General features: G+C 62.5%; 13 protein-coding genes. 7 read left to right on the forward strand and 6 right to left on the reverse strand.

The features are described from left to right. Positions 1-294: 294 nt before the first annotated feature. Entirely contained in the window at positions 295-1329 is a 1035-nt protein-coding gene (locus JN524_RS26685) for an alpha/beta fold hydrolase (protein WP_202371256.1), read from the forward strand. A gap of 24 nt (positions 1330-1353) precedes the next feature. On the opposite strand, the gene JN524_RS26690 is transcribed toward JN524_RS26685, so the two are convergent. The 5 genes from JN524_RS26690 to JN524_RS26710 are packed head-to-tail and all read right to left on the reverse strand — an operon-like array spanning position 1354 to position 6665. Further along, positions 1354-2376: a GlxA family transcriptional regulator gene (locus tag JN524_RS26690; RefSeq protein ID WP_202371257.1), complete on the reverse strand. Its 1023-nt coding sequence runs from the start codon at positions 2374-2376 to the stop codon at positions 1354-1356. A gap of 50 nt (positions 2377-2426) precedes the next feature. Beyond that, on the reverse strand, positions 2427-3548 hold the full coding sequence (locus tag JN524_RS26695) for an agmatine deiminase family protein (RefSeq protein WP_202371258.1): 1122 nt from the start codon (positions 3546-3548) through the stop codon (positions 2427-2429). 47 nt (positions 3549-3595) lie between these two features. After that, positions 3596-4699, reverse strand: coding sequence for an extracellular solute-binding protein (locus tag JN524_RS26700; protein ID WP_202371259.1), 1104 nt, complete (start codon positions 4697-4699; stop codon positions 3596-3598). Between the two features lies 1 nt (position 4700). Then, a complete protein-coding gene (aguB, locus tag JN524_RS26705) occupies positions 4701-5609 on the reverse strand; it encodes an N-carbamoylputrescine amidase (protein ID WP_202371260.1) in 909 nt (302 codons plus the stop codon). Positions 5610-5612: 3 nt separating this feature from the next. Further along, the gene (locus tag JN524_RS26710; protein WP_202371261.1) at positions 5613-6665 is read right to left on the reverse strand and encodes an agmatine deiminase family protein; all 1053 of its coding nucleotides are present in this window, start codon (positions 6663-6665) and stop codon (positions 5613-5615) included. A 135-nt stretch (positions 6666-6800) separates the two neighbouring features. On the opposite strand from JN524_RS26710, the gene JN524_RS26715 reads away from it, so the two are divergent. Then, the gene (locus tag JN524_RS26715) at positions 6801-7661 is read left to right on the forward strand and encodes a LysR substrate-binding domain-containing protein (protein ID WP_202371262.1); all 861 of its coding nucleotides are present in this window, start codon (positions 6801-6803) and stop codon (positions 7659-7661) included. On the opposite strand, the gene JN524_RS26720 is transcribed toward JN524_RS26715, so the two are convergent. After that, entirely contained in the window at positions 7639-8565 is a 927-nt protein-coding gene (locus tag JN524_RS26720; RefSeq protein WP_202371263.1) for a LysR substrate-binding domain-containing protein, read from the reverse strand. The genes JN524_RS26715 and JN524_RS26720 overlap by 23 nt on opposite strands. 122 nt (positions 8566-8687) lie before the next feature. On the opposite strand from JN524_RS26720, the gene JN524_RS26725 reads away from it, so the two are divergent. The 5 genes from JN524_RS26725 to phnE all read left to right on the forward strand — a co-directional run bounded on the left by JN524_RS26725 (position 8688) and on the right by phnE (position 12715). Next, positions 8688-9080, forward strand: a complete 393-nt coding sequence (locus JN524_RS26725; RefSeq protein ID WP_047602105.1) for a RidA family protein — start codon at positions 8688-8690, stop codon at positions 9078-9080. Between the two features lie 392 nt (positions 9081-9472). After that, on the forward strand, positions 9473-10336 hold the full coding sequence (locus tag JN524_RS26730) for a putative selenate ABC transporter substrate-binding protein (RefSeq protein WP_202371264.1): 864 nt from the start codon (positions 9473-9475) through the stop codon (positions 10334-10336). Then, positions 10333-11130, forward strand: coding sequence for a phosphonate ABC transporter ATP-binding protein (locus JN524_RS26735; protein ID WP_202371265.1), 798 nt, complete (start codon positions 10333-10335; stop codon positions 11128-11130). The genes JN524_RS26730 and JN524_RS26735 overlap by 4 nt, the downstream gene beginning before the upstream one ends. Further along, entirely contained in the window at positions 11124-11951 is an 828-nt protein-coding gene (locus tag JN524_RS26740) for a PhnE/PtxC family ABC transporter permease (RefSeq protein WP_047602101.1), read from the forward strand. The genes JN524_RS26735 and JN524_RS26740 overlap by 7 nt, the downstream gene beginning before the upstream one ends. Further along, positions 11948-12715: a phosphonate ABC transporter, permease protein PhnE gene (phnE, locus tag JN524_RS26745; RefSeq protein WP_115987551.1), complete on the forward strand. Its 768-nt coding sequence runs from the start codon at positions 11948-11950 to the stop codon at positions 12713-12715. Before JN524_RS26740 ends, phnE begins: the two co-directional genes overlap by 4 nt. The last annotated feature ends 7 nt before the right edge of the window (positions 12716-12722 follow it).

Raw genomic sequence — 12722 nt, forward strand, 5'->3', positions numbered from 1 at the left:
CCCTCTCGACAGTCATGGTGTGAAGGCCTGCACTGTGACTGCCGGGTGTAGCGGCGATGTGTGGAAAAACCCGGGTTTGGTCTCGCCGTGTATCGCGCGCAATGCTGGATACACGGCCATACAAAGCACACCGGCTGTGTATCACAGTGTGTACAGATGCCCCGGCGATACATGAACTTGAATCACCGCGCTTTTTCGACATGGACCAGATACGTCCCGGCGTTCAAATGCCTGCAAGGTTTGCAGGGATCACCCCGCACCTGCCCCCAACAGGCTTGCCAAGGAGACTTCAGCATGAAAAACGCTGCATTCAACCGCACGAACATCCTCGCCGTGGCGCTGTTCGGCGCGCTGGCGGCGACGCAAATGCCAACGGCCGCCGCCGCGCAGCCGGCACCCGGCGACCACAACATCAGCTATTCCGCGCCCTCGCCGTTCGGCCCGCTCAAGCATGTGAAGGCCGGCTTGCTGGATGTGGCCTACGCCGAAACCGGTCCGGCGCAGGGGCCGGTAGTGATTCTGCTGCACGGCTGGCCGTACGACATTCACAGCTATGACGAGGTCGCGCCGGTGCTCGCCGCCAAGGGGTATCGGGTGCTGATGCCGTATGCGCGGGGGTATGGCGACACGCATTTCCTCTCGGACCAGACACTGCGCAACGGCCAGCCTGCGGCGCTGGCCAGCGACGTGATCGACTTCATGGATGCCCTGAACATCAAGCAAGCGGTGCTCGGTGGTTACGACTGGGGCGCGCGCTCGGCAGACATCGTCTCGGCGCTGTGGCCGGAACGGGTCAAGGCATTGGTCTCGGTCAGCGGCTACCTGATCGGCAATCAGGCTGCCGGGCAAAATCCGTTGCCGCCCAAGGCCGAATTGCAGTGGTGGTATCAGTTCTACTTCGCCACCGACCGTGGCCGGGACGGTTACCGTAAAAACACCCACGACTTCGCCAAGCTGATCTGGCAGCTCGCCTCACCGAAATGGGCCTTCGATGACGCCACGTTCGACCGCAGCGCCAAGGCTCTGGAGAACCCCGATCACGTCGCGATCACCGTGTTCAACTACCGCTGGCGTCTGGGCCTGGTGCAGGGCGAACCGCAATACGCGGCGCTGGAACAGAAACTCGCCAGCGCCCCATCCATCAGCGTGCCGACCATCACCCTCGAGGGCGATGCCAACGGCGCGCCGCACCCGGCGCCCGAGGATTACGCCAAGCATTTCACCGGCAAGTACCAGTTCCGCCTGATCAACGGCGGCATCGGCCACAACCTGCCGCAGGAAGATCCGCAGGCGTTTGCTCAGGCAGTGATCGACGCCGATCACCTCTGAGGTCGAAGGCAGAAACGCCTCGGTCTACTTGACCAGGCGTTTTTCCCTGGACGGTCGATAGCCGAAAAACGCGCTGTAGCATTTGCTGAAATGGCTCGGTGAAACGAAACCGCAGGCCACCAGCACTTCCATCTGCGACAGCTCGGTGTGCTGCAACAGGCGCCGGGCTTCGGTGATGCGCAATTCCAGGTAATAGCGCTGCGGCGTGGTGCCCAATTGCTCCTTGAACAAACGCTCCAGCTGCCGCCGCGAGCGACCGGCATACACTGCCAGTTGTTCCATCTCCAACGGCTCTTCGAGGTTGGCATCCATCAGTTTGACCACCTCGCGCAACGGTGCGCTGACGCAGAGGTTTTCATCCGGTTTGATCCGCCGGTACCGCGACTCCTCGAACGCCAGAATGTCCTCGATGCCTTCGACCAGCGCCTTGCCGTGCAGGCTCTTGATCCAGTCCAGCGCCATATGGAAAGCCCCGGACGGGCTCGATGCCGTGAGCCGGTCGCGATCGATCACATAAGGTTCACTGCTGACCTGGGTGGCCTTGGCAATTTCCGTGAGTGCGGGACGGTGTTCCGGGTGGATCGCGCAACGATAACCATCGAGCAGTCCGGCGCGGCCGAGAAACCACGCACCGTTCCACAAACCGGCCAGACTGACACCGCGCTCCGCCGCCGAGCGCAGCAGGCTGATCAACTCCTCGCTGGCCTTCAGCTCAGTGCGGTAGCCGCCGCACACCACTAGCAGATCCAACTGCGCAAGACTGGCCATATCAATCCGCGCGTCCGGGCGAATCACCAGCCCCAAATCGCTGATCACCTCACCCTCGCCCAGCCCGAACGTGCGCGAGCTGAACAGTCCGGCGCGCAACAAGTTGGCGGTGATAATCGTGTCCAGAGCCTGAGTGAAGGCCGGCAGTGAAAAGTGCTCCAGCAACAGGAAACCGGTGCGGGTGATGCGGGTCTCGGCGGCTTGCTCATTCAGATAGCGGAGGTTTTTACCCTTCATGCCTCCGCTGAATTGACGTCGTTCGATCAAGGTCTGGCCCATCGGTCATGTTGTTATGCGCCGATAGTTGGCTCGATGGGCCAAAGAGTCAATCACGCTTGCGGCTGATGACTGGTCACGCAGTGAATCCCGCCGCCACCGGCAGCGATCGCATCGATGTTCAGCAACTCGACTTTGCGCTCCGGATACAGCTTCGACAGCAGGTCGTAAGCCTTCTGGTCGGCTGCCTTGTCGCCGAATTCCGGGGCGATGATCGCGCCGTTGATCACGAAGTAGTTGATGTAACCGGCGGCGAAATCCGGGTTGTTCTGGTTGAACTTGCTCTTGCGGGGCTTGAGCGGCGGCGAAATCGTGTGAATCTGCAGTTTGCGACCATCAGCGTCGGTGGCTTTCCTGAGAATCTCCAGGTGCGCCAGCGTGACCTGGTGATCGTAGGATTCAGGGTCGCTGTCGAGGTTGGCGATCACCACACCGGGCTTGATGAACCGTGCATAGAAATCAACGTGGGCGTCGGTGATGTCCTTGCCCTTGATCCCCGGCAGCCAGATGATTTTGCGCAGGCCCAGACGCTCCTTCAGTTCGGCCTCGACATCGGCCTTGCTCCAGCCGGGATTGCGGTTGCTGTTGATCCAGCTGCTTTCGGTCATGATCCCGGTACCGTGGCCGTCGACTTCGATGCCACCCCCCTCGCCCACCAGTTCACTGCGCAGGTACGTCGCCTGTGCATCGGCGGCCACTCGCGCAGCGATTTTCGCATCCTTGCTGTGCCGCTGCTTGTTGCCCCAACCGTTGAAATTGAAGTCCACCGCGCCAAGCCCGCCTTTGTCATCGATGACAAAATTGGCGCCGATATCGCGCATCCAGATGTCGTCGAGCGCGGCGGTCACGTAGGTGACGTTGCGGGTGCCGCAATACTCTTCGGCGAGGCTGCGTTCGCCGCTGCGACAGAACACCGTGAGCGGTTCATAACGGGCGATGGTGCGGGCGATGCGACCCAGTGCTGCCTGCACATCGGCGGTGAAATCTTCCCAGATCGCATCCTGTGCGCCGAAAGCAATGAAGGCGCGTTCGTGCCTGTCACCCTCGTCGGGCATGAACCAATCCCCCGCACTGGCCGCCAGAAGTCTGCCGGGTGCCAGGCCCAGCCCCACGAACGCAGCACCGACACCTGCAGCGACCGATACCTGTTTGATGAATTCACGACGCGTCGACATCTCTGGTTTTCCTGAAAAGGGCCGGCGACCGGGCGCCGGCCGTTGAATCATGGGTGGGTGGCGGTTTTGAATTTGGTCCAGGTGCGCATCCGTGCGCGCATGTCGGCCTGGGGGATGTCCTTGCCCGGGATCAATCGAGCATAGGTCGCCTCGTCGAGGTAGATGTCCGGGTTATTGCGCATCGCGGCATCGACGCCGGCCCGCGCCTTGGCGTTGGAAGTCGGGTAACCGGTGAAGTTACTGATTGCGGCCATGTTCTGCGGGCGCATCACGAAATTGATGAACGCGTAGGCGTACTCCGGGTGTTTCGCATCGACCGGAATCGCCATGGTGTCCATCCATACCGTGGTGCCTTCGCGGGGGATGCGGTACTCAAATTTCGTGGTCTTGCCAGCGCTGTCCGAGGTGCGCTGGGCCTGGGTCATGTCGCCGCTGTAACCCAGCGACAGGCACAGGTTGCCGTTGACCAGATCGGTCACCGGTTGCGACTGGAACTTGCGCACATAAGGCCGCAACTTCATCAGCACCTCACTGGCCGCCGCCAGATCCGCCGGTTTCGCGCTGCGCGGATCGCGGCCCAGATAATTGAGCACCACCGCCAGCACTTCATCCGGCGAGTCGATCAGCGAAATGCCACAGTCGGCAAACTTCGCCGCCAGCTCCGGTTTGAACAGCATGTCCAGGCTGTTGACCGGTGCGTCGGCCATGCGCTGCTGGATCTGCGCCGCGTTGTACGTCAGGCCGATGGTGCCCCAGGTGTAGGGCACGGTGGCCTGGCTGGAGTGTTCGTAATGGCTGCGCAATTTCTGCAAACCGGGTTCGATGTCGGCCAGCGCCGTCAGCTTCGATTGATCCAGCGGCAACAGGCTGCCGGCGCGCATCAGGCGCTCGGCCACAGTGTCGCCGGGGAAGATCAGGTCATAGCCGCTGCCGCCAGAGAGCATCTTCGCTTCGAGGGTTTCACTGCCGTCCATGACGTCGTAAATCACCTTGATCCCGGTTTCGGCGGTGAAGCGGCTCAGCGTGTCTTCGGCAAAGTAATCGGCCCAGTTGTATAGCCGCAGGGTCTTGTCCTCGGCATGCAGCGACGGAATCACGCAGGTCAGCGCCAGGCCCAGAACGCCGAGCAGTCGTTTGTGATGCTTAGCCATATCAAACCCCTTGAGCGTTCCAGCGTGCATGAAGATTGCGGCCGTCCTGACTGAGCAGCGCGCCGTACATGTCCGGCCGCCGGTCGCGGTAGATGCCCCAACTCAAGCGCTCTTCGCGCATCGTGTCGAGATCGAGGCTGTGCACCCATACGCCGCTGCTGTCGCGGTCGGCTTCGGCGAGCAACTGGCCCTTGTGATCGCTGATGAACGACGAGCCGTAGAAGCGCATTTGCAGCGATGGATCAGTGGTCGCTACCTCTCGCCCGACCCGGTTCGCCGCCACCACTGGCAGCAGATTGGCGGCAGCATGACCGCGCATGGTCATCTGCCAGTGATCGCGGGAATCCAGCGCCGTGCATCCCGGCTCGGAGCCAATGGCCGTGGGGAACAGCAACACTTCAGCGCCCATCAACGCCAGGCAACGCGCGGTTTCGGGAAACCACTGATCCCAACAGATACCCCCCCCGAGGCGACCGAACGCGGTGTCCCAGACGCGGAAACCGCTATCGCCGGGGCTGAAATATTCCTTCTCCTGATAGCCGATGGCGTTGGGAATGTGGGTTTTGCGGTACACCCCCGACAGGCGCCCGTCGGCATCGGCCACGCTCAACGAATTGAAGTAGGCATTGCCGGCCCTCTCGAACCAGCTCAGCGGCAGCACCACGCCCAGCTCTTTGGCCAGCGCGGCGAAACGCTGCAGCACACGGCTGTCGCGATACTCCTCGGCCAGCGCCAGATGTTTGTGGCTCTGTTCGATGCAGAAATATGGCGTGGCGAACAGCTCCTGCAACAGGATCACCTGCGCGCCCTTCGCGGCCGCGTCGCGGACCAGTTGCTCGGCCTGATCGAGGTTGCGCGGCAGATCCCAGGTGCACGACATCTGGGTGGTGGCGATGGTCAGATGGCTCATCGCTCAACCCTCCACTGGCCAGGCGGGTTGCTGCTGGGTGATGCAATGCACCCCTCCGCCGCCATGGGCCAGATGATTGATGCGCACCGGCACCACTTCGCGTCCGGGGAACGCCTGCGCCAGCACTTTGGCCGCCACCTCGTCGGCCTCGATGCCGTAGGCCGGCATGATGATCGCGCCGTTGGCGATGTAGAAATTGGTGTACGAGGCGCAGAACACTTCGGCGTCGCTGTCCACCGCTTCGCTGGCTTCGAACAGTTCGATCAACTCGAACCGGCGGCCTTGGGCGTCGGTCGCCAACTCCAGCGCACGACGGTTTTCGCGGACCACTTCGGCGTACACCGAGCTTTGGTCGTGGGTCGCATCCACCAGCAACACGCCGGGACGGGCGAAGGCGCATACGCCATCAACGTGACCGTCAGTCATGTCGCCGGTGACGTAGTCCGGGTCGCCCGGCAGCCAGATGGTTTTCTTCACGCCGAGCAAACGGCTGAAAATCTCCTCCATTTCGGCCTTGCCAATGCCCGGGTTGCGATTGGGGTTGAGCAGCACCGACTCGGTGGTGATCAGCGTGCCCTCGCCGTCGACATGAATCGCCCCGCCCTCGTTGCTCAACGGCGTGCCGAAGCATTCCAGCCCCAGATGATTGAGTGCGCGCCGCGCGAGGCTTTCGTCCAGCTCATGCGCCGACTTGCCGCCCCAGGCATTGAAGCGCCAGCTGACACCGGCCAGCCCTTGTTGCGGGTGGCAGACAAAGCTCGGGCCAGAGTCGCGGCACCAGCTGTCGTTGACCGCCAGCGGGATCAGCTCGATGTTCGGCCCGCACAGGGCTTTGGCGCTCGCTACCGCCGAGGGATCAACGACCATTTTCACCGGCTCGAATCGCGCGATGGCGTTGGCGACCCGAGCGAAGTCCTCTTGCACCTGTGGCAATGTCACGCGCCAGCCCGACTCCCACAGCGCCTGGTTATGCGGCCAGACCATCCACGTCGCCGCGTGCGTCACCCATTCGGCAGGCATTATCCAAGCGTTGTTGTTATTCTCGTTGCGCGGCATGACAAGCACCTCTCGATTAAGCCATTGTGTTCAATGGAAATTGCCGTGATTCGGCGTGAGGTGAATGCTACGGCGCTGAAATCGCAGCAACAAACGATGGATTTAGCGCACAACTGATTAGAGGAACTTATCGATATGCTCAAGCACTGGCCGCCGCTCAGCTCCCTGCGCGGCTTCGAAGCGGCTGCGCGCCTCGGCAGTTTTCACAAGGCCGCCGATGAGCTGAGCCTCACCCAATCGGCGATCAGCCAGCAGATCCGCAGCCTTGAGGCGTATCTCGAACAACCGCTGTTCTTTCGCAGCGGTCGCAGCGTGTCGCTGACCGATGCCGGCCACGATCTGCTCAGCACCACGCAGGCGATGCTCCAGCAACTGGCGGTCGGCATCCGCCGGCTGGGCCAATATCAGAAACCCAATCAACTGGTGCTCAACACCACGCCGGCGTTCGCCCGGCACTGGTTGCTGCCGCGTCTGGCGGATTTTCGGCGCCAGCATCCGCAAGTCGATTTGTGGATTTTCAGCACCGATGAAGTACCGGACATGGCCACGCAAACCATCGATCTGGCGGTGCGCGACGACATCAGCTCCCAGGCTGAATGCAACTTCAAGGTGCTGCATGCCGACCGCCTGTTTCCGGCGTGTCATCCCAGCGTGTTGGCGCAACCTGCCGCGCAACGCACGACCCTGCACGGCGAACGGGAAATGGACTGGAGCCACTGGGCGGTGGAGGCCGGCGTCGATGTCGGACAGCAGGATCAGGGGCTGAATTTTTCCGATCCGGGCCTGTTGCTCGATGCCGCTGCGGGAGGGCTTGGCATTGCGCTGGTCAGCCAGTTGCTCAGCCGTCATGCGCAGGAAAGCGGGCTGTTGCAGCCCTTGGTGGAGCAAACCATTCGTGGGCCGAACTGGGCGTTGTTGACCCATCGCGACAGCGAGAATGATCCGATGGCGCGCAGTTTCTGCGAGTGGCTGATCAATAACCTCGCTGCTCAATGACCGGCGCATGCTGAGCCATCAGCTCCACGATCCAGTCAATGAACACCCGCAGTTTCAGGCTCACATGCCGGTTCGGCGGGTACGCCACATAGAGCGGCATCGGCTCGAGTTGCCAGTCCTCGAACAGCGGCACCAACTCGCCCCGAGCCTGATGCGCGTGCGACATGTACCTGGGCAACCACAGCACGCCCATGCCGGCCAGACCTGCCGCAAGGTAGGCGTTGCCGTCATCGACGGCGAGCACGTGGCGGCCCTTGATCTGCAGGTGTTCGCTGCCATTGTGCAAGGCGTAAGGCACGGGTTTGCCGGTGCGGGCCCAGAGAAAACCGACCACCCGATGATGCGAGTCCTCCAGCTCGCGTGGATGCTGCGGCGTACCGGCGCGGGCCAGGTAACTCGGCGCGGCGAAGACCCCGAGCTGAAGGTCGGCCACCCGCCGCGCCATCAGTGACTGATCAAGCAATTCGCCGCCGCGCACCACGCAGTCAACGTTCTCATCGATGATGTCGACGATGCGGTCGCTGACACCCATGTCGATCTGAATATCCGGATAACGCGCATGAAACTCAGGCAATGCCGGCATCAGGATCAGCCTCGCCAGCGGGCTCGGCACATCTACGCGCAAGCGTCCTCTGGGCAATGCCGACGCGCCGGACAGACTGGTTTCGGCGTCGTCCATATCGGCCAACAGCTTGATGACCCGCTCGTAATAGATCGCGCCATCGGCAGTGACGTTGACCTTGCGTGTGGTGCGATTGAGCAACCTGACCCGCAGCCGTGCTTCCATCTGCTGGATGAGTTGGGTCACCGTAGTCTTGCTCATGTGCAAGGTCTCGGCAGCCTTGGTGAAACTGCCCGCCTCAACCACCCGGGCGAACGCCTGCATTGCATCGAAACGGTCCACTTTGCGCCCTCGGATTGTTTGGAATCTGCAAACAGTGAACGCCAAGGTTGCGCGTTTATCACCACTGCGCAAGTCCCTACAGTCACTCCATCAACAACCACCAAACAATGATGGAGACATCCATGACCCAGCGCGACGTCGTTTTCCCGCCAGCCCGCCATGCGCTTTACGAGCGCCATCGTTATTCGCCGGCGATTCGTTCCAACGGTTTTCTGTTCGTCTCGGGGCAAGTCGGCAGCCGTGAAGATGGTTCGCCCGAGCCGGATCTGCAGGACCAGGTGCGCCTGGCCTTCAACAACCTCAATGCAATTCTAGATGCCGCCGGTTGCAGCTTCGCCGACGCGGTGGACGTCACGGTGTTCATGATCGATCCGCAATCGACCTTCGAAACCATCTGGGAAGTGGTGCCGGAGTTCTGGGGCAGCGCACCGTATCCGACGATTACTGCGGTCGGCGTGACCTGGCTGGCCGGATTTCAGTTCGAGATCAAGGTGATTGCCAAAATCCCCGTGTAGGTGCTGCGGCATGCTGCGATCTTTTGATCGTCAATCGAAACGCAAAGATCGCAGCCTCGTTTCACTCGACAGCTCCTACAGGGTTTTGCGGGGTCACAGCGGCAGTGAGCGGTCCTGTGTCGCCAGCCTGTAGGAGCTGCGGCACGCTGCGATCTTTTGATCTTCAATCGAAACGCAAAGATCGCAGCCTCGTTTCACTCGACAGCTCCTACAGGGTTTTTCGTGATCACAACGGCAGAGACTACTGATCCGCGCAAGCCACTGGAATGAAACGTGGAGTAACCTACCGGCTGCGTATAACCTCGCCGTTTCGTCTAACCTGATTGAGCGCCCGCGCGCGACACCGCGCCCGGCGGCGCTTAGAATGCGACGCTCATGAAACGGAGATTTCCATGCTCAAACGAACCCTGGCACTGACTGCTGGTCTGGCCCTGTCTTTTTCTGCTCTGGTGGCGCATGCCGCCGATGTGTTGCGGGTCAGCGCGATCCCCGACGAAGCCCCGACCGAATTGCTGCGCAAGTTCGAGCCGCTGGGTGCGTACCTGGAGCAGCAGTTGGGCATGAAGGTGCAGTTCGTACCCGTGGCGGACTATCCGGCGGTGGTTGAAGCGCTGGCGACCGACCGTCTCGACATGGCCTGGCTGGGCGGTTTCACCTTTGTTCAGGCACGCCTGAAGACCGACGCCACCACCCCGGTGATCCCGCTGGTGCAGCGCGAGCAGGATGCGCAGTTCACCAGCAAATTCATCAGCGCCGACCCGAACGTGAAGAGCCTGGCCGACCTCAAGGGCAAGACCTTTGCTTTCGGCTCCGTATCGTCGACGTCCGGCAGCCTGATGCCGCGTTACTTCATGCTGAAGAACGACAACATCAAACCGGAAGCCTATTTCAGCCGCGTTGCCTACTCTGGCGCGCACGACGCCACCGTGGCTTGGGTTCAGACGGGCAAGGTCGATGCCGGTGTGCTGAACGCCAGCGTCTGGCAGAAACTGGTAGACGCCGGCAAGGTCGACACCAGCAAGGTCCACGTGTTCGCCACCACCCCGGCCTACTTCGATTACAACTGGACCGTGCGTGGCACCCTCGACCCGGCGCTGGCGGCGAAGATCAAGAAAGCTTTCCTTGACCTCGACCCGGCCAACCCCGAGCAAAAGAAGATTCTTGATCTGCAGGCGGCCAGCCGCTTCATCGACACCAAGCCCGAAAACTACAAGGGTATCGAGGAAGCCGCTCGCGCTGCCGATCTGTTGAAATGACCCTGAGCCTCAAACACGCCCGCCTGCACCACGCCAACGGGGTCGATGCGCTACGCGGCGTCGACCTGCAGATTGGCGCGGGCGAACAGGTGGCGATCATCGGCCCGTCCGGCGCCGGAAAATCCAGTCTGCTGAACTTGCTGGCCACCGCGTTGCGCCCCAGCAGCGGCGAAATCGAGGTGCTGGGCGAGCGTCCCTGGCACCTATCCGCCCATCAACGGCAACGCCTGCGTGCGCGCATCGGCCTGGTGCATCAGGCCCCACCGCTGCCACCGCGCCAGCGCGTGGTAACGGCGGTGCTGGCCGGTAAACTCGGCCAGTGGAGTTTGGGCAAGAGCCTGCTGAATCTGCTGCATCCCACGGACATCCCCGGCGCCCGTGCGGCCCTCGCCCGCCTGGATCTGGGCGACAAACTCTTCGCTTACTGCCAGCAATTGTCCGGCGGCCAATTGCAGCGCGTGGGCATTGCCCGGGTGCTGTATCAGGCACCGGAGATTCTGCTGGCGGACGAACCGGTGTCGGCGATGGACCCGGTGCTGGCCGGGCACACCCTGTCGATCCTCTCGCAGCACGCGCGGGCGCATAACGTCACGCTGGTGGCGAGCCTGCATGCAGTGGAACTGGCGCTGGCGCACTTTCCGCGCATCATCGGTTTACGCGACGGCCAGATCCTGTTCGACAGCCCTGCCGGACAGGTCAGCCGCGAGATGCTCGATACGCTGTACGCCAACGAGCAATTGCAAAGCCCGACGACGCCCACTGCGCCGCTGATTGTGCAGATCCCGCGATGCTGAGGGCCGATTCACGCGACCCGGCCGCCGCGCCGCGACTGCTGCTGACCCTGCTGGCACTTGCCCTGCTGTGGCCGGGCATCCAGCTCAGCGAACTGGACCTTGGCGTGCTGCTGCACAGCGACAGCCAGACTGAAATGGGCCGTTTCATCTCCGGGTTCTGGCCACCGGCGCATGACCACGACTTTCTCCAGTTGCTGCTCAAGGCGACCCTGCAAACCCTGGCCATCGCCACCGCCGGCATGGCGTTGGCGTTGCTGCTGGCGGTGCCGGCCAGCCTGATTGCCAGCCGCGCGCTGTCGTTGTCGGCGGCATCCCGGAGCGGCATTCCCAGTCGGCTCGGGCGCTTGCTGCGCTGGCCGGTACGCGGGCTGCTGATCTTCTTGCGCAGCGTGCCAGAGATCGTCTGGGCGCTGCTGTTTGTGCGCGCTGTGGGCCTCGGCCCGGCGGCCGGTGTGCTGGCGATCGCGATCACCTACAGCGGCATGCTCGGGAAGGTCTACGCGGAAATTTTCGAATCCACCGACCAACGCCCGGCGCATGCCTTGATGCAGGCCGGCAGCGGACGGCTCGCCGGTTTCGCCTATGGGATTCTGCCGAATGTCGCGGCGGAGCTGCTGTCGTACACGGTGTATCGCTGGGAGTGCGCGATTCGTGCCTCGGTGGTGATGGGGTTTGTCGGCGCCGGTGGCCTCGGCCAGCAGATCGATCTGTCGCTGCGCATGTTCGCCAGCGGTGAAGTGGCGAGCATGTTGCTGACTTTCTTGATTCTGGTGCTCGGCGCCGACCAACTCAGCCGCCTGCTGCGCTGGAGGCTGACATGAATCGCCTGATCAATCTGTTGCTGATCGTCGCGATTGGCGTCGCGGTTATCGCCTCGTTCGGTTACCTCGAACTCGACCTCGGTGAACTCGGCAGCGCCACCAGCCTCAAGCAGATGGGTGCCTACGCGCAGCGCTTTCTCAGCCCGGACCTGAGCGCCACGCATTTGCAGGCGATCCTCAAGGGCGCGCTGGAAACCCTGGCCATGTCGGCCCTTGGCACCCTGCTCGCAGCGGTGTTCGGCATCCTCCTCGCGCTGCCCGCCGCCGGACGTTTCGGCTGGCCACTGCAAAGTGCTTCGCGCCTGCTGCTTAACGGTCTGCGAGCGATTCCGGAACTGGTGTGGGCGGCGCTGATGGTGCTCGCCGCCGGCCTCGGCCCGAATGCCGGCACCCTGGCGCTGGCCCTGCACACCACCGGCGTGCTCGGCCGGTTGTTCGCCGAAGCGCTGGAAAATACCCCGCCGGAACCGGCCGAAGCGATCCGCTTGCAGGGTGGCAACCCGGTGCTCGCGTTCTGCTACGGCACCCTGCCCAACCTTGCCCCGCAATTGCTCGCGTATTGCCTGTATCGCTGGGAAAACAACATTCGCATGGCCAGCGTGCTGGGCTTTGTCGGTGCCGGCGGTTTGGGGCAGATGTTGTATGTCAGCCTCAGCCTGTTTCAGGAAGCGCAGGCGAGCACGGTGATTCTGGCGATGCTGATTCTGGTGCTGGGCGTGGATTCGCTGAGTGCCTGGAGCCGGCAGCGTTGGGTCAAGGCCTGACGGGCAA

It is taken from the genome of Pseudomonas sp. MWU318 (assembly GCF_016756945.1).
Classification (GTDB): Bacteria; Pseudomonadota; Gammaproteobacteria; order Pseudomonadales; family Pseudomonadaceae; genus Aquipseudomonas; species Aquipseudomonas putida_A.